Consider the following 25,722-nt stretch of genomic DNA (forward strand, 5'->3'; position numbering starts at 1 on the left):
AGTCCCTTGCGAGGCTCCCGTTTTTTATTGCAAGCCAGGCCTGCTTAGAACAACACGCGGCAACGAATGGTGCCATTGATGTGCTGCAGCTTCTCTTGCGCCAGGTCCGAGTATTCGGCGTCGACGTCGATCACGACGTAGCCGACTTTCTCGTTGGTCTGCAGGAACTGACCGGAAATGTTGATGCCGTTTTCGGCGAAGACCTTGTTGATCTCGCTCATCACACCCGGGATGTTTTCGTGGATGTGCAGCAAGCGGTGCTTGCCAGGGTGTGCCGGCAGGGCCACTTCCGGGAAGTTCACCGACGATACCGACGTACCGTTGTCGCTGTACTTGACCAGTTTTTCCGCCACTTCCAGACCGATGTTGGCCTGGGCTTCAGCGGTGGAACCGCCGATGTGCGGGGTCAGGATCACGTTGTCCAGGCCACGCAGCGGGCTTTCGAAGATGTCGTCGTTGGAGCGTGGCTCCACCGGGAACACGTCGATGGCGGCGCCAATCAGGTGCTTGTCCTTGATCGCGTCGGCCAGGGCGTCGAGCTTGACCACGGTGCCGCGAGCGGCGTTGATCAGGATCCCGCCCTTCTTGATGGCGCGGATTTCCTTCTCGCCGATCATCCACTGGGTGGCAGCGGTTTCCGGCACGTGCAGGGTCACGATGTCGGCCATGCCCAGCAACTCGTGCAGGTTGTTGACCTGGGTAGCGTTGCCCAGGGGCAGCTTGGTCACGGTGTCGTAGAAGAACACCTGCATGCCAAGGCCTTCAGCCAGTACCGACAACTGGGTGCCGATCGAGCCGTAGCCGACGATACCCAGCTTCTTGCCACGGATTTCGAAGGAGTTGGCCGCACTCTTGATCCAGCCGCCACGGTGGCAGGAAGCGTTCTTCTCAGGGATGCCGCGCAGCAGCAGGATCGCTTCGGCCAGCACCAGTTCGGCAACGGAACGGGTGTTGGAGTACGGCGCGTTGAACACCGCGATACCGCGCTCGCGCGCCGCGTTGAGGTCAACCTGGTTGGTGCCGATGCAGAAGCAGCCGACCGCCACCAGTTTCTTGGCGTGGTCGAAGACCTCTTCGGTCAATTGGGTACGGGAGCGAATGCCGATGAAGTGAGCATCGGCGATCTTTTCCTTGAGCTGGGCTTCCGGCAGAGAACTGGTGATGTACTCAATGCTGGTGTAGCCCGCCGACTTGAGGACGTCGACAGCCGATTGGTGGACGCCTTCGAGAAGAAGGAACTTGATCTTGCTCTTATCGAGAGAAGTCTTGCTCATCTGCGTAAACCTGTGTCCCGGAGAAAAATGGCAGGGAATCGGACAGCGCATGCTGGCCCGACCGGCATGACAGCCGTCGCCGCAGAACAGCCGTTGGGCACTACGCTGCGGGGCCGGTATGCTAGCATACGCACCCCGCTAAACACTCATTCCTGCGACGTGAAGCGTTCTCAGGATGACCATGAATTGTTCGAGAGTTCTGTCGATGACCAATCCTGCCCTGATAGATGAGCTGAAGACCCTGGTTGAGCCTGGCAAGGTCCTGACCGATGCCGACTCCCTGAACGCTTACGGCAAGGATTGGACCAAGCATTTTGCCCCTGCGCCTTCGGCCATCGTCTTTCCCAAGACCACCGAACAGGTCCAGGCCATCGTGCGCTGGGCCAACGCACACAAAATCGCGCTGGTGCCATCGGGCGGACGTACCGGGCTTTCCGCCGCAGCCGTGGCGGCCAACGGCGAAGTGGTCGTGTCGTTCGACTACATGAACCAGGTGCTCGACGTGAACCTCACCGACCGCACCGCGGTCTGCCAGCCTGGCGTGGTTACCGAACAACTGCAGAACAAGGCCGAAGAACATGGCCTGTACTACCCGGTAGACTTCGCTTCGGCCGGCTCGAGCCAGATTGGCGGCAATATCGGCACCAATGCCGGCGGGATCAAGGTCATTCGCTACGGCATGACCCGCAACTGGGTGGCGGGCATGAAGGTCGTCACCGGCAAGGGTGACCTGCTGGAGCTGAACAAAGACCTGATCAAGAACGCCACCGGCTACGACTTGCGGCAGCTGTTCATCGGCGCCGAGGGCACCCTGGGCTTCGTGGTCGAGGCCACCATGCGCCTGGACCGTGCGCCGAAAAACCTCACCGCCATGGTGCTCGGCACACCGGACTTCGATTCGATCATGCCGGTGCTGCACGCCTTCCAGGGCAAGCTGGACCTGACCGCCTTCGAGTTTTTCTCCGACAAGGCCCTGGCCAAAATCCTCGCTCGCGGCGACGTGCCCGCACCGTTCGAAACCGAGTGCCCGTTCTACGCGCTGCTGGAATTCGAAGCCACCACTGAAGAAGTCGCCAACCACGCCCTGGAAACCTTCGAGCATTGCGTGGAGCAAGGCTGGGTGCTGGACGGCGTGATGAGCCAGAGCGAAACCCAACTGCAGAACCTGTGGAAGCTGCGCGAGTACATCTCCGAAACCATCTCCCACTGGACGCCGTACAAGAACGACATCTCGGTGACCGTCTCGAAAGTTCCAGCATTTTTGCAGGAAATTGACGCGATCGTCGGCGAACACTACCCTGACTTCGAAATCGTCTGGTTCGGCCACATCGGTGACGGCAACCTGCACCTGAACATCCTCAAGCCGGAAAGCCTGAGCAAGGATGAGTTCTTCGCCAAATGCGCAACCGTGAACAAGTGGGTCTTTGAAACCGTCGAGAAATACAACGGCTCGATTTCCGCCGAACACGGCGTGGGTATGACCAAGCGCGACTACCTGACCTATAGTCGTTCGCCTGTGGAAATCGAGTACATGAAAGCCGTGAAGGCGGTATTCGACCCGAACGGCATCATGAACCCGGGCAAGATTTTCGCGGTTTGACGCCTAAAAACACCTGATGAATCCCTGAAGCAGGAGTCGGTAATGAGCTATCAGCACCAGTATGTCGACGGCACACGTATTCACTTCCCGGTAGGGAAAGTGGTGTGCATTGGCCGTAACTACGCCGAACATGCAAAGGAACTGGATAACCCGGTGCCCACCGAACCCTTGCTGTTCATCAAGCCGGGCAGTTGCGTGGTGCCGCTGGAAGGCGGTTTCAGCATTCCTGCCGACCGTGGCTCGGTGCACTACGAGGCGGAAATCGCCGTGCTGATCGGCAAACCGCTGTCGCCACGCCCAAGCGCCGAGGAAGTGCTGGACGCCATCTCCGGCTTCGCCCCGGCCCTGGACCTGACCCTGCGGGACAAGCAGGCCGAACTCAAGGCCAAGGGCCTGCCCTGGGAAGTGGCCAAGTCCTTCGACGGCGCGGCAGTGCTCGCCCCGTTCGTGTCGAGCGGCACCTTTGCCGACCTGACCGATATCGCCGTTCGCCTGACCATCAACGGCGAAGTGCGCCAGGACGGCAACAGCAGCCTGATGCTCAACCCCATCGTGCCGATGATCCAGTACATGGCCGGCTGTTTCTCGCTGCTGGCTGGCGACGTGATCCTCACCGGCACCCCGGCGGGCGTCGGGCCGCTGAATGCAGGCGACGAACTGATCCTGGAACTGCCCGGGGCGAGCCGCTTCGAAAGCAGCGTTCGTTAAAAACGCAATGCTGACCTCACTGTGGGAGCGAGCCTGCTCGCGATAGCGGTCTATCCGACACATTAATGTTGGCTGACACACCGCTATCGCGAGCAGGCTCGCTCCCACAGGTATATATGGCGCATATCCGATCATTTACCGTTTTTTTCACATGTCATCCGGATAATTCCGGGGAATGCGGCATCTGAGCCAACACCCCCTAGCCGAATTCTCTGGAACGCATTCCCCGATGGCCAAAACCCAAGCACTGCCTGCTGCCAAACCTGCCCGCCGCTCCCGCTTCGCCCTGCCCTGGTATGCCTGGTCGCTGCTGGCGGTGGCCGCTGCCTATGGCCTGGCGTTTGCGATGCATTGGGACGACCGCGGCCTGCTTTGGCTATCGGAACACTTCCAGAGCCCGGCCCAGCGCCAGGAGAGCATCTGGTTGCCGGACTACCGCGCCGTAATCGACGCCAAGCCACTACCCGGCATGGAGAAGGACGAGGCGTCCGATGTGACCTACAACCCGCAGACCAAGACCTTGTTCGCCGTCATGGGCAAGTACCCGTTCCTGGTGGAACTGACCCTGCAAGGCGACGTGCTGCGCAAGATGCCCTTGGTGGGCTGGAACAACCCCGAGGGCGTGGCTTATATGGAAAACGGCCTGCTGGCCATCACCGACGAACGAAATCACACACTGACCATCGTCCACGTTGATGCCGATACCCGCGAACTGAACAATGCCGACTTCCCCCACTATGATCTCGGCCCATCCAAGAACCAGAACAAAGGGTTCGAAGCGATCGCCTGGGACCCGCGCAACCAGCAACTGGTGCTCGGAGAGGAACGCCCACCCGCGCTGTTCACCTGGAAAAGCGATGGCAGCCAGTCGCTCAAGGGCGACAAGCAGAGCCATGCCAGCCATGAACTGGACCTGCGCAACCTCTCGGCACTGGCGATCGACCCGCGCAGCGGTCACATGCTGGCACTTTCCGCCGACTCCCATCTGCTGCTGGAACTGGACGAAAAAGGCGAACAGCTCAGCTTCATGACCTTGCTGGGCGGCCTAAACGGATTGAAAGACACAATCCCTCGTGCCGAAGGCGTCACCGTCGATGAAGCCGGCAATCTGTACATGGTCAGCGAGCCGAATCTGTTCTATCGTTTCGAAAAACAGCGCTGACAGCACTAACTCTGTAGGATAAATCCTCCTTCGTTGTAGGGTGTGGCACACAGCCATTAAGCTTCAGTTCAGGCATCCGTGGTATTTCCACGCACCTGTTCTTATCCGAGCCCACCCCAACATGCGTCGACTCGCCCGCTCCAAAACCTTGATCCTGATACTGCTGGCGCTGGCGCTGATCTTTCTGATCGCCGCCGGCCAACATCTGCGCCTGTTCGAACGCGCCTGGTTCAACCTCAACACCCTCTGGAGAACCACCAGCGAACAGGCCATCGCCCTGGATCAATACCGGGTTACGGTCGAAGCGCAGGTGATCGACGGCCTGGACGATGACGTTTCAGCGCTGACGTTCGATCCGATCCGCAAGAGCCTGTTCACCGTCACCAATAAAAATGCCGAGCTGATCGAGTTGTCGCTGGACGGCAAGATTTTGCGGCGCATCGCCCTGATCGGCTTTGGCGATCCGGAGGCGGTGGAATTCATCAGCGAAGACATCTACGTCATCACCGACGAGCGCCAGCTGCGCCTGATCAAGATTCACCTGGAGGACGACACCCAATTCCTCGACGCCGCCGAAGCCGAACAGATGACCCTGGGCGTGCACATGAGTGGCAACAAGGGGTTCGAAGGGCTGGCCTACGATTCGGTGGGCAAACGCCTGTTCGTGGCGAAGGAACGCGACCCGATGCTGATTTATGAAGTGCATGGGTTTCCCCACCACAATCCAGAAAAGTCCTATGCAGTCCATGTGATCAACAACCCCAAGCGCGATGCCAGGCTGTTCGTACGCGACCTCTCAAGCCTGCAATACGACGAACGCAGCGGCCATTTGCTGGCGCTGTCCGAGGAGTCGCGGTTGATTATCGAATTGGATATCGACGGCCGGCCGTTGAGCACGCTGTCGCTGAGCAAAGGCCGCCAGGGCCTGCAAAAAAACGTGCCCCAGGCCGAAGGCCTCGCCATGGACGACGATGGCAACCTGTATCTGGTGAGCGAGCCGAATCTGTTCTACGTGTTCAAGAAACCGCAGTCTTGATCCGCTCACTCCGACCCACCACAAAAACCAATGCGGGAACGGGCAAGCCCGCTCCCACAGGGTTCGAGCTCTGATCAATAAATGACCAGCTCCGGGCTTACTCAGCCCGCAGGGTCTTCACCCCTTCAGGGGTCCCCAGCAGCAGCACATCCGCAGGACGTGCAGCGAACAAACCGTTGGTGACCACGCCCACGATGGCGTTGATCTGGCTTTCCAGCTCCACCGGGTTGGTGATCTGCAGGTTGTGCACGTCCAGGATGATGTTGCCGTTATCGGTCAGCACGCCTTCGCGATACACCGGGTCGCCGCCCAGCTTCACCAGTTGGCGGGCCACATGGCTGCGGGCCATGGGAATGACTTCCACCGGCAATGGGAACGCGCCGAGCACCGGCACCAGTTTGCTGGCGTCGGCGATGCAGATGAAGGTCTTGGCCACGGCCGCGACAATCTTCTCGCGAGTCAGGGCCGCGCCGCCGCCCTTGATCAGGTTCAGGTGCGCGTCGCTTTCGTCGGCGCCGTCAATGTAGAACTCCAGATCGCTCACGGTGTTGAGCTCGTACACCGGGATCCCGTGGCCCTTGAGACGCGCGGCGGTTGCTTCGGAGCTGGCGACCGCGCCGTCGAATGCGCCCTTGTGTTGCGCCAGCGCGTCGATGAAGCAATTGGCCGTAGAGCCGGTGCCAACCCCGACGACGCTCTTGTCATCCAGCTTCGGGAGGATGAGGTCGACGGCGGCCTGGGCCACGGCCTGTTTGAGTTGATCCTGGGTCATGCGGGCTCCGAAAGCGGGCAGGAAGTAAAGAGGGGGGCGAGTATAACCCAACAAAACCTTGGGATTCGTGTGGTCGCCCAGCTAAAAGCCGGGTTAGACTCCTTGGCCCTGCCCAACCCGCTCAGTGATGCTTTCCGATGCTTGAACAGTACGTCAAAAAGATCCTCACCTCGCGCGTTTACGACGTTGCCGTAGAAACCCCGCTGCAGACCGCTCGCCAGCTCTCCGAACGGCTGGGCAACAGCATCTTGCTCAAGCGCGAAGACTTGCAGCCGGTGTTCTCGTTCAAGATTCGCGGGGCCTACAACAAGCTGACCCAGCTCAGCGACGAAGAGCGCGCACGCGGCGTGGTCACGGCTTCGGCGGGCAACCACGCCCAGGGCCTGGCCCTGGCGGCCAAGGTGCTGGGCGTCAAGGCCACCATCGTGATGCCCAAGACCACCCCGGAAATCAAGGTCGAAGGCGTGCGCTCACGGGGCGGCAAAGTGGTGCTGCACGGTGACTCGTTCCCCGAAGCCCTGGCCTATTCGCTGAAACTGGTCGACGAAAAAGGTTACGTCTACATCCACCCGTATGACGATCCCCACACCATTGCCGGGCAGGGCACCGTGGCGATGGAAATCCTGCGTCAGCACCCGGGGCGCCTGGATGCGATTTTCGTCCCGGTGGGCGGTGGCGGGCTGATTGCCGGGATCGCGGCCTACGTGAAATACCTGCGCCCGGACATCAAGGTCATCGGCATCGAGCCGGACGACTCCAATTGCCTGCAAGCGGCCATGGCGGCTGGCGAGCGCGTGGTCCTGCCGACCGTGGGGCTGTTCGCCGACGGCGTCGCCGTGGCGCAGATCGGCCAACATACCTTCGATATCTGCAAGCACTACGTGGACGAAGTCATCACCGTCAGCACCGACGAGATATGCGCAGCCATCAAGGACATCTACGACGATACCCGCTCGATCACCGAACCTGCCGGCGCCCTGGGCGTGGCAGGGATCAAGAAATACGTCGAGTCACGGGGCATTAGCGGGCAGACGCTGGTGGCCATCGACTCCGGTGCCAACGTCAACTTCGACCGCTTGCGCCACGTTGCCGAACGCGCGGAACTGGGCGAGGGCCGCGAAGCGATCATCGCCGTGACCATCCCCGAGAAGCCGGGCAGCTTCAAGGCGTTCTGCGAAGCCGTCGGCAAGCGCCAGATCACCGAATTCAACTATCGCTACAACACCGGCAGTGAGGCGCACATCTTCGTCGGCGTGCAGACCCACCCGGAAAACGACCCGCGCAGCGCGCTGATCGCCAGCCTGACCGATCAAGGCTTTCCGGTGCTGGACCTGACCGACAACGAGCTGGCCAAGTTGCACATTCGCCACATGGTGGGCGGGCATGCGGCCCATGTCATCGACGAAGTGGTGCTGCGCTTCGAATTCCCGGAACGCCCGGGTGCGCTGTTCAACTTCCTCAACAAGCTGGGCGGGCGCTGGAACATCTCGATGTTCCACTACCGCAACCATGGCGCGGCGGATGGCCGTGTGGTCGCCGGGCTACAGGTGCCTCACGATGAGCGCCACCTGGTGCCGGCCGCCCTGGAAGAAATCGGCTACCCGTACTGGGATGAAAGCGATAACCCGGCCTATCAACTGTTCCTCGGTTGATAAAGCCGGGCTAGGCTGTGAGCAAGACTTAAGGAAGATCCAACAATGGAAACATTGACTGCGCTGAAGATCGCTCACGGCATCGCCACCGTACTGCTGCTGGCGGGCGCCCTGGGGTTGGCCGCCTGGGTCTGGCGCACGCGCCGCAACGGCGATGCCACGGCGGCCGCGCGGACGTTGCAACGTCCGCGGCTGTTCATCTGGCTGGTGATGATCCTGGCACTGGCGAGCCTGCCCTTCACGGGCTGGTGGATGGTGCATCAGGTCGGCTGGCCGCTGGGGCAGACGTGGCTGTTGGCTTCCAGCGTGCTCTACACCCTGGCGGCGCTGGCGGGGGCCTGGCTGATGGTGCGTTTGAACGCGTTGCGCAAGACGCCGGGAGGTAGCGGGAAGTTTACCTTTGCCTTGGCGCTGTTCAGCGTTGTCTGCTTTATCGCCATTGCGGGATTGATGGGCGCAAAGCCGGTTTAAAACACTGCCTAGCAAGGCTTGCCCGCGATTGGCTTACACGATAGGTCTGAAACCCTGTGCGGCGCAGGTGCGGACGCCATCGCGAGCAAGCTTAGCTCCCACAGTCAATTGCGCAACGAAATCACCGGCCAACCCCGCTTCTGGGCCTCGGCCCGAAGATTCGGATCCGGATCCACCGCCACCGGATGCGTCACCACCTCCAGCAGCGCCAGGTCATTCATCGAGTCACTGTAGAAATAGCTGCCATCGAGCGAATGCCCGGTCTCTTCCAGCCAACGGTTCAGCCGGGTCACCTTGCCCTCGCGAAAGCACGGGACATCAGTGCTGCGCCCGCTGTAGCGCCCGTCGATCATTTCGCACTCGGTGGCGATCAGGGTTTCGACCCCTAGGCGCTCGGCAATCGGCCCAGTAACGAAGCGGTTGGTGGCGGTAATGATGACCAGCTTGTCGCCGGCGTCACGGTGTTTTTCCAGCAATTCGATGGCCTGGGGCAACACGATCGGCTCGATGCAGTCGCGCATGTAATCCAGGTGCCACTGGGCCAGCACGTGCATTTCGGTACGACCGAGGATTTCCAGGCAAAAATTCAGGTACTCGGCGTTGTCGAGCTTGCCGGCCAGGTAATCCTGGTAGAACTCGTCATTGCGCGCCTTGTACGTGACAGCGTCCAGGAAACCGCGCTCGCACAGGTAATCGCCCCACGCGTGGTCGCTGTCGCCGCCCAGCAATGTGTTATCCAAGTCGAATAAAGCCAGCCGCATTGCAGTTACTCGCTGAAAAATCTGAAGAAAGGCGTCCAGAATACGGACTTTTCACAAACGTGCACATAAGGTGGTGGCCTGTGTGGTGAGTTCGTTGGTTCAAATTCGGATGTCAGAAGTGCCTGGTCAAGGCGTTGCGACGAGTCATAGCCCGCTATGGCGAGGAGCAACAACACAGGCCAGGCGCTTCTGGCGCCGAAGTTGACCAACAGAACTAACTACACAGGCCACTGCGCAGGCTCGTTGCTGCTTTCACAACCTTTGTGGAACAATGCGGCGACATGCGTTTGCGAGGTTGTTGCCGTGATCGACCCCGATGGTTTCCGCCCCAATGTGGGGATCATTCTTACGAATGATGCAGGGCAGGTGCTATGGGCTCGCCGTATCAATCAAGACGCCTGGCAGTTTCCCCAGGGCGGGATCAACCCCCAGGAGACGCCGGAAGAGGCCTTGTACCGCGAGTTGAACGAAGAAGTGGGGCTTGAGCGAGAAGATGTCGAAATACTCGCCTGCACCCGAGGCTGGTTGCGCTATCGTTTGCCTCAACGCTTGGTCAGGACACACAGCCAACCGCTGTGCATCGGCCAGAAGCAGAAATGGTTTCTCCTGCGCCTGATCTCCAACGAGCAGCGGGTGCGGATGGATTTGACCGGTAAACCGGAGTTCGATGGCTGGCGCTGGGTCAGCTATTGGTATCCGTTGGGCCAGGTGGTGACATTCAAGCGCGAAGTGTACCGACGCGCTCTCAAAGAGCTTGCCCCGCGCCTGCTGACGCGCGACTGACGACGGAGTTCGACCCCGAGCCATGCTCAATACGCTGCGCAAGATCGTCCAGGAAGTTAACTCCGCCAAGGATCTCAAGGCGGCGTTGGGGATTATTGTATTGCGTGTCAAAGAGGCCATGGGCAGCCAGGTCTGCTCGGTCTACCTGCTGGATCCCGAGAGCAATCGTTTCGTGCTGATGGCCACCGAGGGCTTGAACAAGCGCTCCATCGGCAAAGTCAGCATGGCCCCCAATGAAGGCCTGGTCGGTCTGGTCGGCACGCGCGAAGAACCCCTGAACCTCGAAAACGCCGCGGATCACCCGCGTTACCGCTACTTTGCCGAAACCGGCGAAGAACGCTACGCCTCGTTCCTCGGGGCCCCCATCATCCACCACCGCCGCGTTGTCGGCGTGTTGGTCATCCAGCAAAAAGAACGCCGCCAGTTCGATGAGGGTGAAGAAGCCTTCCTCGTGACCATGAGCGCGCAACTGGCCGGGGTGATCGCCCACGCCGAGGCCACCGGTTCGATCAGCGGCCTGGGTCGCCAGGGCAAGGGCATCCAGGAAGCCAAGTTCGTCGGCGTACCGGGTTCACCGGGCGCGGCGGTGGGCACGGCGGTGGTCATGTTGCCGCCCGCCGACCTGGACGTGGTGCCGGACAAGGCCATCACCGACATCGACGCCGAACTGGGGTTGTTCAAGACCGCCATTGAAGGCGTGCGCGCCGACATGCGCGCCCTGTCGGCCAAGCTGGCGACGCAACTGCGTCCTGAAGAGCGCGCGCTGTTCGACGTTTACCTGATGATGCTCGACGATGCCTCCCTGGGCAGCGAAGTGACCACCGTCATCAAGACCGGCCAGTGGGCCCAGGGCGCACTGCGCCAGGTGGTGACCGACCACGTAAACCGTTTCGAACTGATGGACGACGCTTACCTGCGCGAGCGGGCCTCGGACGTCAAGGACCTTGGCCGCCGGTTGCTGGCCTACTTGCAGCAAGAGCGCCAGCAGACCCTGGTCTACCCCGACAACACCATCCTGGTCAGCGAAGAGCTGACCCCGGCCATGCTCGGCGAAGTGCCCGAAGGCAAGCTGGCGGGGCTGGTCTCGGTATTGGGTTCGGGCAACTCCCACGTGGCGATCCTGGCCCGGGCCATGGGCATCCCGACGGTGATGGGCCTAGTGGACCTGCCGTACTCCAAGGTCGACGGCATCCAGATGATCGTCGATGGCTACCACGGCGAGGTCTACACCAACCCCAGCGACGTGCTGCGCAAGCAGTTTGCCGATGTGGTCGAGGAAGAAAAACAACTGTCCCTGGGCCTGGATGCGCTGCGGGACCTGCCGTGCGTGACACTCGACGGCCACCGCATGCCACTGTGGGTCAACACCGGCCTGCTGGCCGACGTGGCCCGGGCGCAGAAACGTGGCGCCGAAGGTGTGGGCTTGTACCGCACCGAAGTGCCGTTCATGATCAACCAGCGCTTCCCCAGCGAAAAGGAACAGCTGGCGATCTACCGCGAACAACTGGCCGCGTTCCACCCGCAACCAGTGACCATGCGCAGCCTGGACATCGGCGGCGACAAGTCCCTGTCCTACTTCCCGATCAAGGAAGAGAACCCGTTCCTCGGCTGGCGCGGTATTCGCGTGACGCTCGACCACCCGGAAATCTTCCTGGTCCAGGCCCGCGCCATGCTCAAGGCCAGCGAAGGCCTGAACAACCTGCGCATCCTGTTGCCGATGATCTCCGGCACCCATGAACTGGAAGAAGCCCTGCACCTGATCCACCGGGCCTGGGGCGAAGTACGCGACGAAGGCACCGACGTACCGATGCCGCCGGTTGGCGTGATGATCGAGATTCCGGCAGCGGTGTATCAAACCAAGGAACTGGCGCGGCAGGTGGACTTCCTGTCGGTGGGCTCCAACGACCTGACGCAATACCTGCTGGCCGTTGATCGCAATAACCCGCGGGTCGCGGACCTGTACGACTACCTGCACCCGGCGGTGCTGCAAGCCCTGCAGAACGTGGTGCGTGACGCCCATGCCGAAGGCAAGCCGGTGAGCATCTGCGGCGAAATGGCCGGCGACCCGGCGGCGGCAGTGCTGTTGATGGCGATGGGGTTCGACAGTTTGTCAATGAACGCCACCAACCTGCCGAAAGTGAAGTGGATGCTGCGCCAGATCAACCTCAGCAAGGCCCAGGAATTGCTCGCGGAAGTGATGACCATCGACAACCCACAAGTGATTCACAGCTCCTTGCAACTGGCGCTGAAGAACCTTGGGTTGGCGCGGATGATCAATCCGGCCTCGAACAAGACCCTCTGACCGTTCAACGAGCATTTGTGGCGAGGGAGCTTGCTCCCGCTGAGCTCTGTAGGAGCTGGCGAAGGCTGGGGCCGCGTTCGGACGATCTTTTGATCTTTCGTTTGAGATTCAAGTGTCAGGGGAGAGATCGCAGCCTCGTTGCACTCGACAGCTCCTACACAGCTTCTACACAGTCCCTACAGGGCTGAATCAAATGTGCAGCGCCACCTCCCCCAAATGCCCCCCATGGGGCCCGAAACTGCGCTCGACCATCTGCCGCGTCCCGTCGGCATGGACAATCAACACCGTACTGGCCCGCGTCCCGTAAGCCGGGCTGGCGATGAACACACTCGATAGCAGCATTTCGGTCGCCACTCCCACCCCCGTATCAGGCAGCTCAGCCACCGGCGCAGGCTGCGGGTCATTCAGCAGCGCAAGCAGTGCCTGGGGCTGCGGATCGTCCAGCACCTCGCTCAGCGCCGCGCGGGCCTTGAGCAACTTGGGCCATGCCGTGTTCAGCCCAGCGTTCGACAAGCCATAGACCCCCACGTCCAACCGCTGCGCCTGGGCATCGCGAGCGTTGTGGTGCCACAGTTCGACGCCATCGCCGAGCAGCAGGTTGAACCCTCCATACTCGCTGGCGCGGGGCACGACTTCGCTCAAATACTCGACAATCGAAAGATTCCCGGTCAGGAACCGCGCCACCAGTTCGCCGCGGGACTTGAAAGCCGGTAACTGGCCCGGGTCACGAATGTTGGTCAGCGCCGCAAAGCGCCCCTCGGCGCCAATGCCGAGCCAGGTGCCGCCGGCCTCCAGATCGCGACCGGCATGCACATGGGGCGCATCAGGCCACTGGGCCAGGGGCAAGGTCGGCCGGGCATAGAACTCGTCGCGGTTGGCCGCCACGATCAGTGGCCGGGCATGGCCGGGTCGCCAGGAAAATACGATCAGGCACATCAGGTCGTCCTGTTAAAAATGCCAATCACCAAATAAGGCTCGCACAGGGCTCTGTAGGAGCTGGCGAAGCCTGCGATCTTTTGATCTTTTGATCTTTCGCTTGAGATTCAAGTGTCTGGGGAAAGATCGCAGCCTCGTTGCACTCGACAGCTCCTACACAGCTCCTGCGGGTGCAGTCGAGCTTGCTCCTTCGCCACAACATCTGTTCACCACTCTACCCACACATCGCCCTCGCATCCATCACCTTCAGTGGAGCCTGGGACCCTGGATCCGTTACCATGCCGCTCTTATTTCAGGGATGGACGGGGAGACGCTGGTGGAATTTGTGCTCTATCTGCTGCTCGGCGCCTGCGCCGGCGTGCTGGCCGGGTTGTTCGGTGTGGGGGGCGGGATCATCATTGTCCCGGTGCTGGTGTTCAGTTTCACCCTGCAGGGTTTCGACCCGCAGGTGTTGACGCACCTGGCCGTTGGCACGTCGCTGGCATCGATCATCTTCACCTCGGTCAATGCGGTGCGCGAGCATCAGCGCAAAGGCGCGGTGCGCTGGCCGGTGTTCGCCTGGATGACCGTCGGCATCCTGATCGGTGCCGGATTCGGCGCGATCACCGCCGAAGCGATTTCCGGCCCACACCTGCAAAAGATCATCGGCGTGTTCGCCCTGATCGTTGCCGTGCAACTGACCCTGAACTTCAAGCCCAACGCCAGTCGCAGCGTACCAGGCAAGGCCGGACTGACCCTGGCCGGCACGGTGATTGGCTGGGCCTCGGCGATTTTCGGCATCGGTGGCGGTTCGCTGACCGTGCCGTTCCTGACCTGGCGCAGCGTACCGATGCAGCAAGCGGTCGCGACCTCATCGGCCTGCGGACTGCCCATCGCCGTGGTCAGCGCGCTAAGTTTCATGATTCTGGGCTGGCACGATCCACTGCTGCCGGCCCATAGTCTCGGTTTTGTGTATTTGCCCGCGCTGCTGGGCATCGCCCTGACCAGCATGGTCTTCGCCCGCTTCGGTGCGCGGCTGGCCCATCGCCTGTCACCGCGCTTGCTCAAACGGCTGTTCGCCGGCTTGCTATTGTGCGTAGGCTTGAGTTTTCTGTTCTGACGCAATCCTGGTTTAATCCCGAGGTGGCAGCGTCACCCGGGTATTTTTGACGTTTACGAGGAGTATCAATGCTGCCTTACCCGCAGATCGATCCGGTGGCCCTGGCCATCGGCCCGCTGAAAATCCACTGGTACGGCCTGATGTACCTGGTCGGCATCGGCGGCGCCTGGTTACTGGCGTCGCGTCGACTCAACCGTTTCGACCCGACCTGGAACAAGGAAAAACTCTCCGACCTGGTGTTCTGGCTATCCATGGGCGTGATCGTCGGTGGGCGCCTGGGCTACGTGCTGTTCTACGACCTGAGTGCGTACCTGGCCAACCCGACACTGATCTTCGAAGTCTGGAAGGGCGGCATGTCGTTCCACGGCGGGTTCATCGGCGTGATGCTGGCGGCGTTGTGGTTCGGCAAGCGCAACAACAAATCGTTTTTCGAGCTGATGGACTTCGTCGCGCCGATGGTGCCGATCGGCCTGGGTGCCGGGCGCATCGGCAACTTCATCAATGCCGAGTTGTGGGGCAAGCCGACCGACGTGCCATGGGCGATGATCTTTCCGCCGTTCAGCGACCCGGCGCAGTTGCCGCGCCACCCGTCGCAGCTTTATCAATTCGCCCTCGAAGGCGTGGCACTATTCCTGATTCTCTGGCTGTTCTCGCGCAAGCCGCGGCCAACCATGGCGGTGTCGGGCATGTTCGCGCTGTTCTATGGCATCTTCCGTTTCATCGTTGAGTTCGTCCGCGTCCCGGACGCCCAGCTCGGCTATCTGGCGTGGAACTGGCTGACCATGGGTCAGGTGCTGTGCCTGCCGATGATCATCGGCGGCCTGGCGCTGATCTGGCTGGCTTATAATCGTGCGCCGGCTGCGGCGGCCAAGGTTTAAAATTCGAACCCGGGGCGCAGGCCTCAGGTTCAAGGACACAGGTAATCCATGAAGCAATATCTCGATCTGGTGGCCGACGTCATCGAGCACGGCACCCGACAAGCCAACCGCACGGGCGTCAATACCATCAGCCTCCCCGGCGCCATGCTGCGCTACGACCTGAAGAAAGGCTTCCCGGCCATCACCACCCGCAAAATGGCCTTCAAATCAGCCATCGGCGAGATGTGCGGCTTCCTCCGTGGCGTGAACAACGCCGCCGAATTCCGTGCCCTGGGCTGCAAGGTCTGGGACCAGAACGCCAACGAAAACGCCCAGTGGCTGGCCAACCCGTTCCGCCAGGGCGAAGACGACCTGGGCGAGATCTATGGCGTGCAATGGCGCAAGTGGCCAGCCTACAAACAGATCCCCCTGAGCAACCCGGCGGCCATCGAGCAGACGCTGGCCCTGGGTTACCGGCAGATCGCCGAAGGCGAAGAAAACGGTCAGGCCTACGTGGTGCTGTACAAGGCCATCGACCAGGTGCGCCAGTGCGTCGACACCATCATCAAGGACCCGGGCAGCCGGCGCATCCTGTTCCACGGCTGGAACTGCGCCCAGCTTGATGAGATGGCCCTGCCGCCGTGCCATCTGCTCTACCAGTTCCACCCGAATGTCGAGACCAAGGAAATTTCCCTGACCCTCTACATCCGCTCCAACGACCTGGGCCTGGGCACGCCGTTCAACCTCACCGAAGGCGCCGCGCTGCTGAGCCTGATCGCTCGCCTGACCGGCTACACGCCGCGCTGGTTCACCTATTTCATCGGCGATGCCCACGTCTACGAAAATCATCTGGATATGCTTAAGGAGCAACTCACGCGCGAGCCGTTCCCGATGCCCAAGCTGGTGATTTGCGAGCGAGTGCCGGAGTTTGCCAAGACCGGCGTGTACCAGCCTGAGTGGCTGGAGTTGGTGGAGCCGAGCGACTTCACCCTCGAAGGCTACCAACACCATGCGCCGATGACCGCGCCGATGGCGGTCTAGAAAATACTATTGTTGATTGCCTCCACACCCTGGGTGGCGGCGATCAATTTAAGCCTAGACTTAATACTCACGCTCCGGGCTGGGAACGAATTTGAGGGAAGATACACAAGTTGATTCATTTCCGCATAATCAGGAGGTTATTCGATTCAAGCCACGCTCTAGGACAATAATTTCAGGGCCATCGATCATAACTTCAGAGCCTTTCTTCTTTTGCTGGGCGGTATAGCTCAGGAAATACTCGCCCCCTTGAAGGTTATCAGCACCATGCGCCAATGACCGCGTCGATGTTGGTTTAAGCCTCATCACCTTCCCCCTTGTATGCGGAGGGTGTTCTCTGCGTCGGGGCCGTGGTGGCGACTGGCGCGTGGGGAGGCACGGCCCTTGGAGCTATGGGAGGTGAGGGAATCGGAGAAGTACTATACGAGAAAACGCTGCAATGATACCGGAGGAGTTCTGGAAGTCTTGGCTGGCTTTTTGGCTTATGGCCGGCCCCACTCTGCTGAGCTTTGTAGGTGCGGTATTTAGCTTATACCTGAGCCACCGCCATCTGGATGCGATGAAGGAGGCTTTGAAGAACAGCCGCTATATTTATCTTTGGGGCCCGAACCTGGGGAGACGGGGTTTGATTTGGTCGTTCTTGGAGATAGGAAAAATTGCCGGGATGGTGTTGTGGCCTGGAGTATCAATCCGTATTGGTGAAGTAGACCCGGTCGATATCGAGAACTTCCCGCGTTATTTGAAACGGCTCCTATTAATTGAAATGACGATAATAATCGTCGCCCTCGTCTGGATGGCACTTGCAGCCGTGCTAATCCAATTTAAATAACTCGATCAAAGCCAGCTGAACTGACGCTACTCGCGTGGTGATGATGCTCGTCGCGTCGATTGGGATACTGCTCGGAGCGGTACTGGTAAAGCTCCTATGAGGAGTCCTACGGCGGTTGCTCGTTCACGTCCTCACATTCAATACTTATGTGACTGATCCACCGCTATCGCAAGCAAGCACGCCCACATTGGATCTGCATGTGCTCCAAGATCGGCTCAATGCCCATGACTACGCCCCACATGGGAATGCTCCACCTCCGCCGCCACCGCCCCACTCACTTCCAACCGCTGCAAGATCCCGCATTGATCCAGGTCCGGCCCTTCGCCACAGCGATGGCGCAGGTCGATCAGTTGCGTCTGCAAGGCCTGCAGGCCGTCGATACGGGCCTTGACGTGCTGGATGTGTTCATCGATCAGCGCATTGACGCTTTCGCATTGGTCCTGGGGGCTGTCGCGCAGGCTCAGGAGGCTGCGGATTTCTTCCAGGGTCATGTCCAAGGTGCGGCAGTTGCGGATGAACGTCAGCCGCTCGGCGTGGGCCTGGGTGTAGACGCGGTAATTGCCGTCACTGCGGGCCGGTTCCGGCAGCAGGCCTTCGCGTTCGTAGTAGCGGATGGTTTCGACCTGGCAGTCGGTGATTTTCGCCAGTTCTCCGATCTTCATGATGCGGCCTCCAAAATAGGTGCTTGACCCTATAGTGGCTACAGGGTCTTTACTGCGCAACAGGCACTTTTCACGGACGTCACCCGATGAGCGATTCCCTTCATATCCACAAACCCGACCACGGCCATGACCACGGGCATTCCTGCTGCGCATCGAAAGCAGCGCCGTCGCAGGTCAACCTCGGCAAGGCGCCGACGGACGGTGCACGGCTGAGCAGTTTCCGCATCGAAGCCATGGACTGCCCCACCGAACAGACGCTGATCCAGAACAAGCTCGGCAAGCTCGAAGGCGTGCAGCAACTGGAGTTCAACCTGATCAACCGCGTGCTGGGCGTGACCCACGATTTGTCGAGCGACGCGCCCATCATCAAGGCTATCGAATCCTTAGGGATGCAGGCCGAGCCACTGACCCCCGGCCAGAAACCGAAAACCAACGACTTGCCCGCCCCGGCCAAGCCTTGGTGGCCGCTGGCGCTGTCCGGCGTGACGGCCTTGGGTGCCGAGGTGATCCACTTCACCAACGCCGCGCCAAACTGGGTGGTCGCACTGGTGGCGCTGGTGTCGATCCTCAGCGGCGGCCTGGGTACCTACAAAAAGGGCTGGATCGCGCTGAAGAACCGTAACCTGAACATCAACGCCCTGATGAGTATCGCCGTGACCGGCGCCGTGCTGATCGGCCAATGGCCGGAAGCGGCGATGGTGATGTTCCTGTTCACCGTGGCCGAGCTGATCGAAGCCAAATCCCTGGACCGGGCCCGCAACGCCATCAGCGGCCTTATGCAGATGGCCCCGGAACAGGCCACCGTGCAACAGACTGATGGCAGCTGGCAGGCGCAAGACGTAAAAGTCATCGCCCTCGGTGCGCGGGTGAGGGTTCGCCCGGGGGAAAGGATTGGCCTGGACGGCGACGTGGTCGCCGGTCGTTCGACCATTGACCAGGCACCGATCACGGGCGAGAGCCTGCCGGTGGAAAAAACCATCGGCGACAAGGTGTTTGCCGGCACCATCAACCAGGCCGGCGAATTGGAATACACCGTGACCGCGGCGGCCGATCACTCCACCCTGGCGCGGATCATCCACGCCGTGGAACAGGCCCAGGGCTCCCGCGCGCCGACCCAGCGCTTCGTCGACCAGTTCTCGAAAATCTACACCCCGGCGGTGTTTGTCCTGGCCCTGGCGGTAGCCATCATCCCACCGCTGTTCATGGGCGCAGTCTGGTTCGATTGGATCTACCGGGCGCTGGTGCTGCTGGTGGTCGCTTGCCCATGCGCATTGGTGATCTCCACCCCCGTCACCATCGTCAGCGGCCTCGCCGCCGCTGCGCGCAAAGGCATCCTGGTCAAGGGTGGCGTGTACTTGGAGGGGGGCTACAAGCTCGACTACCTGGCCCTGGACAAGACCGGTACGATCACCCACGGCAAGCCGGTGCAAACCGACTATGTGGCGCTGGACCCGAGCGTGGAAACCACCGCTGCGGCCCTGGCCGCCAGCCTCGCCGCCCGCTCCGACCACCCGGTATCCCGGGCAATTGCCAGCGCGGCTGTGGATAAGCAACTGACGCAGCAGGTTGTGGATAACTTCGAGGCACTTGCCGGGCGCGGCGTGCGCGGCGACATCGACGGCCAGACGTATCACCTGGGTAATCACCGCCTCGTGGAAGACCTCGGCCTGTGCTCCCCCGAACTGGAAGAGAAACTCTTCGCCCTGGAAAAACAAGGCAAATCCGTGGTGCTGCTGCTCGACACTACAGGCCCCTTGGCGCTGTTTGCCGTGGCCGACACCGTGAAAGACTCCAGCCGCGAAGCCATCCGGCAACTGCATGAGCTGGGCATCAAGACCTTGATGCTCACCGGCGACAACACCCACACCGCCGACGCGATTGCCGCGCAGGTGGGCATAGATCAGGCTCGGGGCGACCTGTTGCCGGAAGACAAGCTGCAAGCCATCGAAGCGTTGTACGCCCAGGGTCACCGCGTCGGCATGGTCGGCGACGGCATCAACGACGCCCCGGCCCTGGCCCGTTCGGAAATCGGTTTCGCCATGGCCGCGGCCGGCACCGACACGGCCATCGAAACCGCCGATGTCGCCTTGATGGACGATGATCTGCGCAAGATCCCGGCCTTCATTCGCCTGTCGCGGCAGACTTCAAGCATCCTGAAACAGAACATCGCCCTGGCATTGGTGATCAAAGCGATCTTTCTCGGGGTCACCTTCGCCGGGTTCGCCACCATGTGGATGGCGGTGTTTGCCGACATGGGGGTGAGCTTGCTGGTGGTGTTCAATGGGTTGCGGTTGTTGCGCAAATGAAGCATCCGGGGTGACTCAAAGGACGCCTCGCGAGCAAGCTTTGCTCCCACAGCAGATCCGTAGTGAATTCAGATTCTGTCTTCGCAAAGATCCAACTGTGGGAGCAAAGCTTGCTCGCGATGGGCTGCACACGGCCCTCATGATTTAACGCCAATTCAATCGCGCTTCGGCTCGCGGATCTTGTACCAGGCCACATACAGCGCCGGCAGGAAAAGCAACGTCAGTAGCGTCGCGATGATGATCCCACCGATCATCGCGTAGGCCATCGGCCCCCAGAACACTTCCCGGGCAATCGGGATCATCGCCAGGCTCGCCGCAGCCGCCGTGAGCAGGATCGGCCGGCGCCGGTGCTCGGTGGCTTCCACCACCGCATCCCAGGGCTCGTAACCGTCACGTTCGTATTGATCGATCTGGGTCACCAGGATCACCGAGTTACGAATGATGATGCCAATCAACGCGAGGATCCCGAGGATCGCCACGAAACCCATGGGCGTGCCCGTCGGCACCAGCGCCAGCACCACGCCGATCAACCCCAGGGGCGCGACGCTCGCCACCAGGAACAGCTTCTGCACGCTGTGCAGTTGGATCATCAGGAAGGTCGCCATCAAGAACAGCATCAACGGCACGACACTGGCGATCGGCCCTTGGGCCTTGCTGCTCTCTTCCACCGTACCGCCCGTGGCGACCTTGTAGCCCACTGGCAGGCCGGCGGCGAACGTGTCGATCTGCGGTTGCAGTTGCTTGACCAGATCGGTGGGCTGAATCTCGTCGCGCACAGCAGCCTTGATGGTGATGGTCGGCTTGCGGTCACGACGCCACACCAAGGGCTGTTCCAGTTCATAGCGCACCGTGGCGAACGCCAGTAACGGAATCGAGATGCCGCCCGGGGTAACGATTTGCAGGTTCTGCAGGGTTTCCGGCGAACCACGCTCGGCATCTTCGGCACGACCGACCACGTCGATCAGATAAATATCGTCGTTGACCTGAGTCACTGGCGAGCCGCTGACGATGCTGTTCATCAGCCTGGCCACATCATCGGAAGACAAGCCCAACTGCCGCGCCTTGTCCTGGGCGATGTCGATGCGCAGCACCTTGCCCGGTTCGTTCCAGTCGTAAATGATTTCGCCAATGTGCGAGTTCTTGTCCAGCTCGGTGGCCAGTTCGATCGCATGCTTGCGCACCCGGTCGATGTCCTTGCCGCTGACCCGGTACTGAATCGGCCTTCCCACCGGCGGGCCCATTTCCAGGGCCTGCACGTAGCTGCCAACCCCGACGAAATCTTCACGCAGACGCTTTTGCAGGCGCTCGGTGAGGGCCGTGCGCGACTCCAGGCCTTTGCTGACAATCACCAGTTGCGCGTAGTACGGGTTCTGCAATTGCTGGTCCAGCGGCAGGTAAAAACGAATCGCGCCCTCGCCAATGTAGGTGCTCCAGCGCTCGATGTCCGGGTCGCCCTTGAGGGTCGCTTCCAGGCGATCGACCACCCGGCGAGTCTCGTCCATCGAGGCGTTTTGCGGCAGGTTGAGGTCCACCAGGATTTCCGGCCGATCCGAGGAGGGGAAGAACTGATTCTGCACAAAGCGCATGCAAAACACCGACAGCACGAACAGCAGCACGGTGATGCCGATGGCCCACCAGCGATTGCGCATTGCCCACAGCAGGCCGCCGTTGAACGCCCGGCCGATCCGCCCCGGCTCGGCGCTGTGGGGTTTTACGTGGGTGCTGAGGATGTGCACGCCGATCACCGGGGCAAACAACACCGCGACGACCCATGACACCAGCATCGCCACGGCGATGACCGCGAACAGGGTGAAGGTGTATTCGCCGGCGGAGCTGGCGTTCAGGCCAATGGGCACGAACCCGGCGACCGTCACCAGGGTCCCGGTGAGCATCGGGAACGCCGTCGAGGTATAGGCAAAAGTCGCGGCCTGTTCCTTGCTGTCGCCTTTTTCCAGGCGCGTGACCATCATCTCCACGGTGATCATCGCATCGTCCACCAGCAGGCCAAGGGCGATGATCAACGCACCGAGGGAAATCCGTTGCATGGTGATGCCGCTGTATTCCATGAACAGGAAGACCATCGCCAGCACCAGCGGAATCGAACAGGCCACCACCAGTCCGGCCCTGACGCCGAGGCTGACGAAGCTGACGGCCAGCACGATAATCACCGCCTCGAACAAGGCACTGGTAAAGCCGCCGACCGCCTCCTCAACCACTTCGGCCTGGTCCGACACGGTGTGCACGCCAACGCCCACCGGCAGGTCGGCGGTCAGTTCGGTCATGCGCGCATGCAGCGCCTTGCCGAAGTCCTGGATGTTGCCGCCCTTTTTCATCGCGATGGCGAGGCCGATGGCCGGCGTACCGTTGAAACGGAACATCGGTGTAGCGGGGTCGACGTAACCCCGGCTGATGTCAGCGATGTCGGCCAGTCGATAGAAGCGGTCCTTGAGCCGCAGGTTGACATTGGCCAGATCTTTTTCCGACTGGAACTGCCCGGACGTGCGCACGGAAATCCGCTCCGGCCCGGCGTCGATCACCCCGGCCGGGGTCACGGCATTCTGCGATTGCAGGTTCTGCACCACCTGGCGCTGATCGATGCCCAGCGCGGCGAGTTTGCGCGTGGAGAAGTTCAGGTACAGCACTTCGTCCTGCTCGCCCACCATCTCGACCTTGCCCAGGCCGGGCACGTCACGGATCTCGGCGCGCGCCTGTTCCACGTAGTCGCGCAACTGGCGCATCGACAGGCCATCGCCGGTGAAGGCGTACACCGAACCGTACACGTCACCGAACTCGTCGTTAAAGCCAGGCCCTTGCAAGCCGTCAGGGAAATCGCCGCGAATGTCGTTGATCTTCTTGCGTACCTGATACCAGATCTCGGGGATTTCCTTGGCCCCGGTGGTATCACGCAGGTACACGAACACCGTCGACTCTCCCGGGCGGGTGTAGCTTTTGACGTAGTCGAGGGAATCGAGCTCTTCGAGTTTTTTCTCGATGCGGTCGGTGACCTGCTTGAGGGTTTCCTCTTGGGTCGCGCCGGGCCAACGGGTCTGGATGACCATGGTCTTGATGGTGAACGATGGGTCTTCTTCGCGCCCCAGGTTCATGTACGAAAACACGCCCATCAACAATGCAACGAACATCAGATACCAGACGAATGACTGATGCCGCAGGGCCCATTCGGACAGGTTGAAAGGCCCTTTCATCGTGCGTCCTCGTCGAGTTTCACTTTCTGCCCCGGCTGGAGACTGTTCACACCCGCACTGACCACGCGATCGCCAGCCTTGATGCCGTTGGCCACCAGCACCGAGCTGGCCGAACGTTCGAGAATCCGCACGTCACGGGGTGAGACGGTCTGGCTGTGCGGGTCGACCAGCCAGATCCGCGCCTTGCCGTCGATCTCTTGCAACGCGCTGAGTGGCAGCTCGATGCGCGGCTCGATGGTCGAACTCAGGGTCACACTGATGGCCGTGCCCAGACGAAAACCTGGCGGTGTATCGACCAACGTCAGACGCGCGCGGCGCGTGCGGGTGGCGCTCTGGGCCTGGGGTTCGATCTCGCGCACGGTGGCGCTGGTGTGGATGCTCGGGTCCATTTGCGCGGCAACCTCGAACACCACGTCCGAGGGCAGGCGCTCGACCAGCCCGGCCGGCAGGTCGATCACCGCTTCCTTGATGTCCGGGCGAGCCAGAGTCACCACTTGCTGGCCGGCGGTGACCACCTGCCCGGCCTCGGCATTCCAGGCGGTGACGACGGCGTCGTGGTCGGTGTGCAGTTCGCTATAGTTGAGCTGGTCGCGGGCCTGCTCCACCGAGGCCCGGGCTTGTTCGAGAGAGGCGCCGGTGGTTTTCAAGTCGGTCTGGGCGATGTCCAACTGCGCCTGGGCACCGACGCCACGGTCGAACAATTGTTGCTGGCGACGGGCATTGGCCTGGGCATTGATGTATTGCGCCTCGATCCGCGCCAGATCGCCCTGGGCGACGCGCAACTGGTTCTGCTGGTCGGTGGGATCGAGCGTGGCAAGCAGGTCGCCCTTCTTCACCTGCGCGCCGACATCGACATTGCGACTGGCGATCCGTCCTGGCACGCGGAAACCCACGTTGCTCTCGTAGCGAGCCTGGATATTCCCGGCGAACCGCCCAAGCGCTTGCTGGTCGAGGGCCCTGACCTCAACGGACAACACCGGACGCACCGGTTCGGGCGGCGCTTCCTCCTTGGAGCAGGCGGCCAGTAAGAGGCCGGCCGAGATCATCCACAAGCGCTTCATGGCTGAACTCCCGGCGTTGTTTTTTCAGCGGTGTTTTCAGCAATCTCGACGCGTACGCCGGGGTGGAGCAGTTGCCCGCCTGCGGTGATGATTTTCTCACCGCCCTTGAGGCCGTCGCTGATGATGACCTTGCCGGTCAGGTAGCGGCCGACGGTCACCGTTTGCAACTGCGCCTTGCCCTCGCCGTCCACCAGCCACACGGCCGGGTCACTGAGGTTTTTGGTCAGTGCCGACCAAGGCAGCTCGAAGGCGGGCTTGCCGGCGGACTTGGCCGTGGCGCTGACCACCGAGCCCAGGCGCATGCCTTCGGGTAAATCATCAAGGGTGACCTTGACCTGCACGGTGCCGGTCTGGGCAGACACCGCCGGGGTGATCTCACGCACCGTGCCGGTGGTCTTGATGGTGGGGTTATCCAACAAGCTGATGGTGATTGCAGGGTCCGACGGCGGTTCGCTCAACAGCGATTCGTAGATGTTGAACACCGCGTCGCGTTCGCCGTCCCGGGCCAGGCTGAAGATCGGCTCCGTGGCCTGCACTACCTGGCCGACTTCCGCCTGACGCGCCGTGATGATGCCCGGTGCCTCGGCAACCAGTGCGGTGTAGCTCAGTTGTTCACGGGCGTTGGCCAGCTGGGCCTGGGCGGCGGTGAGCGCACTCTGGCTGCTGCGCAGTTGAGCCTGGGCGGCGTCGTATTCGCTCTGGCTGGTGTAGCCCTTGGGCAAGAGTTTGTGCTGACGCACGAACGCCGCCGCGCTCTGCTTGACCCGCGCCTGCTCGGCAGCCACCTGGGCCTCGGCGGAGTCGACGTTGGTCTGCAGGTCCCGAGGATCGAGCCGGGCCAGCACTTGCCGGGCCGAGACCCGGTCGCCGACATCGACCTTGCGCTCAATGATCTTGCCACCCACGCGAAACGACAGGTCGGTCTGCACCCGCGCCTGGACATCGCCGGTCAGGGTCACCGAGGCGGCGTATTCGCTGGGCACGGCTTGCTGCACGAACACCCGTGGCAGGGCTTTTTCCACAGGCTTTTGATCACCGCATCCGGCCAGCAGCGCGCAGAGGCACAAGCCAACTACCAGTTTGATTCGGGGACCAGCCATGCAGACTCCTTGGCGCTGTACGGACGTACCAGTGACGATACGACTGTGAGCTTAGAACAGGGTTCAACGAATACAATGGACGCAGCAACTCGGGCAAACTGATCGCCTCC

Annotated in this window: 21 protein-coding genes; 13 read left to right on the forward strand and 8 right to left on the reverse strand. The window is 61.4% G+C overall.

From position 1 onward, the window contains the following. Window positions 1-44: 44 nt before the first annotated feature. Window positions 45-1,274: a phosphoglycerate dehydrogenase gene (gene serA, locus AACY31_RS02365; protein ID WP_339481380.1), complete on the reverse strand. Its 1,230-nt coding sequence runs from the start codon at window positions 1,272-1,274 to the stop codon at window positions 45-47. A gap of 205 nt (window positions 1,275-1,479) precedes the next feature. On the opposite strand from serA, the gene AACY31_RS02370 reads away from it, so the two are divergent. The 4 genes from AACY31_RS02370 to AACY31_RS02385 all read left to right on the forward strand — a co-directional run bounded on the left by AACY31_RS02370 (window position 1,480) and on the right by AACY31_RS02385 (window position 5,780). Next, on the forward strand, window positions 1,480-2,874 hold the full coding sequence (locus AACY31_RS02370; protein ID WP_339481379.1) for an FAD-binding oxidoreductase: 1,395 nt from the start codon (window positions 1,480-1,482) through the stop codon (window positions 2,872-2,874). A 42-nt stretch (window positions 2,875-2,916) separates the two neighbouring features. After that, a complete protein-coding gene (locus tag AACY31_RS02375) occupies window positions 2,917-3,582 on the forward strand; it encodes a fumarylacetoacetate hydrolase family protein (RefSeq protein ID WP_339481378.1) in 666 nt (221 codons plus the stop codon). Window positions 3,583-3,811: 229 nt separating this feature from the next. Beyond that, on the forward strand, window positions 3,812-4,744 hold the full coding sequence (locus AACY31_RS02380; RefSeq protein ID WP_339503800.1) for an SdiA-regulated domain-containing protein: 933 nt from the start codon (window positions 3,812-3,814) through the stop codon (window positions 4,742-4,744). Between the two features lie 121 nt (window positions 4,745-4,865). Then, window positions 4,866-5,780 carry an SdiA-regulated domain-containing protein gene (locus tag AACY31_RS02385; RefSeq protein WP_339481376.1) on the forward strand — a complete coding sequence of 305 codons (915 nt, stop codon included), beginning with the start codon at window positions 4,866-4,868 and terminating at the stop codon, window positions 5,778-5,780. Window positions 5,781-5,877: 97 nt separating this feature from the next. Here AACY31_RS02385 and rpiA read toward each other — a convergent pair whose 3' ends face one another. Beyond that, the gene (rpiA, locus tag AACY31_RS02390) at window positions 5,878-6,552 is read right to left on the reverse strand and encodes a ribose-5-phosphate isomerase RpiA (protein ID WP_014336005.1); all 675 of its coding nucleotides are present in this window, start codon (window positions 6,550-6,552) and stop codon (window positions 5,878-5,880) included. Between the two features lie 137 nt (window positions 6,553-6,689). On the opposite strand from rpiA, the gene ilvA reads away from it, so the two are divergent. Then, entirely contained in the window at window positions 6,690-8,204 is a 1,515-nt protein-coding gene (gene ilvA, locus AACY31_RS02395; protein WP_339481374.1) for a threonine ammonia-lyase, biosynthetic, read from the forward strand. A gap of 45 nt (window positions 8,205-8,249) precedes the next feature. After that, entirely contained in the window at window positions 8,250-8,675 is a 426-nt protein-coding gene (locus AACY31_RS02400; protein ID WP_339481372.1) for a DUF2269 family protein, read from the forward strand. A gap of 104 nt (window positions 8,676-8,779) precedes the next feature. Here the strand turns inward: AACY31_RS02400 and AACY31_RS02405 are convergent, their stop codons facing one another. Then, window positions 8,780-9,436, reverse strand: a complete 657-nt coding sequence (locus AACY31_RS02405; RefSeq protein ID WP_046065246.1) for an HAD family hydrolase — start codon at window positions 9,434-9,436, stop codon at window positions 8,780-8,782. 303 nt (window positions 9,437-9,739) lie between these two features. On the opposite strand from AACY31_RS02405, the gene AACY31_RS02410 reads away from it, so the two are divergent. Continuing rightward, a complete protein-coding gene (locus AACY31_RS02410; protein ID WP_003186867.1) occupies window positions 9,740-10,219 on the forward strand; it encodes an RNA pyrophosphohydrolase in 480 nt (159 codons plus the stop codon). A gap of 22 nt (window positions 10,220-10,241) precedes the next feature. After that, window positions 10,242-12,521 (forward strand): phosphoenolpyruvate--protein phosphotransferase, encoded by a 2,280-nt coding sequence (gene ptsP, locus AACY31_RS02415; protein ID WP_339481369.1) that lies wholly within the window; start codon window positions 10,242-10,244, stop codon window positions 12,519-12,521. Window positions 12,522-12,710: 189 nt separating this feature from the next. Here the strand turns inward: ptsP and AACY31_RS02420 are convergent, their stop codons facing one another. Then, on the reverse strand, window positions 12,711-13,457 hold the full coding sequence (locus tag AACY31_RS02420) for an NRDE family protein (protein WP_339503802.1): 747 nt from the start codon (window positions 13,455-13,457) through the stop codon (window positions 12,711-12,713). Between the two features lie 316 nt (window positions 13,458-13,773). Between AACY31_RS02420 and AACY31_RS02425 the strand changes: the two genes are divergently transcribed. From AACY31_RS02425 to AACY31_RS02440, 4 genes are all read left to right on the forward strand, one after another. After that, window positions 13,774-14,556 carry a sulfite exporter TauE/SafE family protein gene (locus AACY31_RS02425; protein ID WP_339481366.1) on the forward strand — a complete coding sequence of 261 codons (783 nt, stop codon included), beginning with the start codon at window positions 13,774-13,776 and terminating at the stop codon, window positions 14,554-14,556. A 68-nt stretch (window positions 14,557-14,624) separates the two neighbouring features. Further along, complete coding sequence (lgt, locus tag AACY31_RS02430) at window positions 14,625-15,434, forward strand: prolipoprotein diacylglyceryl transferase (protein ID WP_339481365.1); 810 nt, start codon at window positions 14,625-14,627, stop codon at window positions 15,432-15,434. A gap of 48 nt (window positions 15,435-15,482) precedes the next feature. Next, window positions 15,483-16,454, forward strand: a complete 972-nt coding sequence (locus AACY31_RS02435) for a thymidylate synthase (protein WP_339481363.1) — start codon at window positions 15,483-15,485, stop codon at window positions 16,452-16,454. Window positions 16,455-16,935: 481 nt separating this feature from the next. Beyond that, window positions 16,936-17,280 carry a hypothetical protein gene (locus tag AACY31_RS02440; RefSeq protein WP_339481361.1) on the forward strand — a complete coding sequence of 115 codons (345 nt, stop codon included), beginning with the start codon at window positions 16,936-16,938 and terminating at the stop codon, window positions 17,278-17,280. 215 nt (window positions 17,281-17,495) lie between these two features. Here AACY31_RS02440 and cadR read toward each other — a convergent pair whose 3' ends face one another. Then, entirely contained in the window at window positions 17,496-17,942 is a 447-nt protein-coding gene (gene cadR, locus AACY31_RS02445) for a Cd(II)/Pb(II)-responsive transcriptional regulator (RefSeq protein WP_339481360.1), read from the reverse strand. 86 nt (window positions 17,943-18,028) lie between these two features. Here cadR and AACY31_RS02450 point away from each other — a divergent pair, with 86 nt between their 5' ends. Continuing rightward, complete coding sequence (locus AACY31_RS02450; RefSeq protein ID WP_339492963.1) at window positions 18,029-20,248, forward strand: heavy metal translocating P-type ATPase; 2,220 nt, start codon at window positions 18,029-18,031, stop codon at window positions 20,246-20,248. A 155-nt stretch (window positions 20,249-20,403) separates the two neighbouring features. Here the strand turns inward: AACY31_RS02450 and AACY31_RS02455 are convergent, their stop codons facing one another. Genes AACY31_RS02455 through AACY31_RS02465 form a run of 3 tightly spaced genes read right to left on the reverse strand, consistent with a single transcriptional unit; the run spans window position 20,404 to window position 25,612 of the window. Beyond that, a complete protein-coding gene (locus AACY31_RS02455; protein ID WP_339492964.1) occupies window positions 20,404-23,451 on the reverse strand; it encodes an efflux RND transporter permease subunit in 3,048 nt (1,015 codons plus the stop codon). Beyond that, a complete protein-coding gene (locus AACY31_RS02460; RefSeq protein ID WP_339492965.1) occupies window positions 23,448-24,512 on the reverse strand; it encodes an efflux RND transporter periplasmic adaptor subunit in 1,065 nt (354 codons plus the stop codon). Before AACY31_RS02460 ends, AACY31_RS02455 begins: the two co-directional genes overlap by 4 nt. Continuing rightward, complete coding sequence (locus AACY31_RS02465) at window positions 24,509-25,612, reverse strand: efflux RND transporter periplasmic adaptor subunit (RefSeq protein ID WP_339481355.1); 1,104 nt, start codon at window positions 25,610-25,612, stop codon at window positions 24,509-24,511. Before AACY31_RS02465 ends, AACY31_RS02460 begins: the two co-directional genes overlap by 4 nt. Window positions 25,613-25,722 lie beyond the last annotated feature (110 nt).

Source organism: Pseudomonas sp. RL_105y_Pfl2_101 (genome assembly GCF_963970585.1).
Taxonomy (GTDB): domain Bacteria; phylum Pseudomonadota; class Gammaproteobacteria; order Pseudomonadales; family Pseudomonadaceae; genus Aquipseudomonas.

Excerpts from the sequence above, each read along its gene's own strand:
- ptsP (WP_339481369.1), top strand. The coding sequence starts at position 10,242 with ATGCTCAATACGCTGCGCAAGATCGTCCAGGAAGTTAACTCCGCCAAG.
- AACY31_RS02400 (WP_339481372.1), top strand. The coding sequence starts at position 8,250 with ATGGAAACATTGACTGCGCTGAAGATCGCTCACGGCATCGCCACCGTA.
- AACY31_RS02380 (WP_339503800.1), top strand. The coding sequence starts at position 3,812 with ATGGCCAAAACCCAAGCACTGCCTGCTGCCAAACCTGCCCGCCGCTCC.
- rpiA (WP_014336005.1), bottom strand. The coding sequence starts at position 6,552 with ATGACCCAGGATCAACTCAAACAGGCCGTGGCCCAGGCCGCCGTCGAC.
- AACY31_RS02460 (WP_339492965.1), bottom strand. The coding sequence starts at position 24,512 with ATGAAGCGCTTGTGGATGATCTCGGCCGGCCTCTTACTGGCCGCCTGC.
- AACY31_RS02375 (WP_339481378.1), top strand. The coding sequence starts at position 2,917 with ATGAGCTATCAGCACCAGTATGTCGACGGCACACGTATTCACTTCCCG.
- AACY31_RS02435 (WP_339481363.1), top strand. The coding sequence starts at position 15,483 with ATGAAGCAATATCTCGATCTGGTGGCCGACGTCATCGAGCACGGCACC.
- ilvA (WP_339481374.1), top strand. The coding sequence starts at position 6,690 with ATGCTTGAACAGTACGTCAAAAAGATCCTCACCTCGCGCGTTTACGAC.
- AACY31_RS02385 (WP_339481376.1), top strand. The coding sequence starts at position 4,866 with ATGCGTCGACTCGCCCGCTCCAAAACCTTGATCCTGATACTGCTGGCG.
- AACY31_RS02370 (WP_339481379.1), top strand. The coding sequence starts at position 1,480 with ATGACCAATCCTGCCCTGATAGATGAGCTGAAGACCCTGGTTGAGCCT.
- AACY31_RS02465 (WP_339481355.1), bottom strand. The coding sequence starts at position 25,612 with ATGGCTGGTCCCCGAATCAAACTGGTAGTTGGCTTGTGCCTCTGCGCG.
- AACY31_RS02450 (WP_339492963.1), top strand. The coding sequence starts at position 18,029 with ATGAGCGATTCCCTTCATATCCACAAACCCGACCACGGCCATGACCAC.
- cadR (WP_339481360.1), bottom strand. The coding sequence starts at position 17,942 with ATGAAGATCGGAGAACTGGCGAAAATCACCGACTGCCAGGTCGAAACC.
- AACY31_RS02405 (WP_046065246.1), bottom strand. The coding sequence starts at position 9,436 with ATGCGGCTGGCTTTATTCGACTTGGATAACACATTGCTGGGCGGCGAC.
- lgt (WP_339481365.1), top strand. The coding sequence starts at position 14,625 with ATGCTGCCTTACCCGCAGATCGATCCGGTGGCCCTGGCCATCGGCCCG.
- AACY31_RS02420 (WP_339503802.1), bottom strand. The coding sequence starts at position 13,457 with ATGTGCCTGATCGTATTTTCCTGGCGACCCGGCCATGCCCGGCCACTG.
- serA (WP_339481380.1), bottom strand. The coding sequence starts at position 1,274 with ATGAGCAAGACTTCTCTCGATAAGAGCAAGATCAAGTTCCTTCTTCTC.
- AACY31_RS02440 (WP_339481361.1), top strand. The coding sequence starts at position 16,936 with ATGGCCGGCCCCACTCTGCTGAGCTTTGTAGGTGCGGTATTTAGCTTA.
- AACY31_RS02455 (WP_339492964.1), bottom strand. The coding sequence starts at position 23,451 with ATGAAAGGGCCTTTCAACCTGTCCGAATGGGCCCTGCGGCATCAGTCA.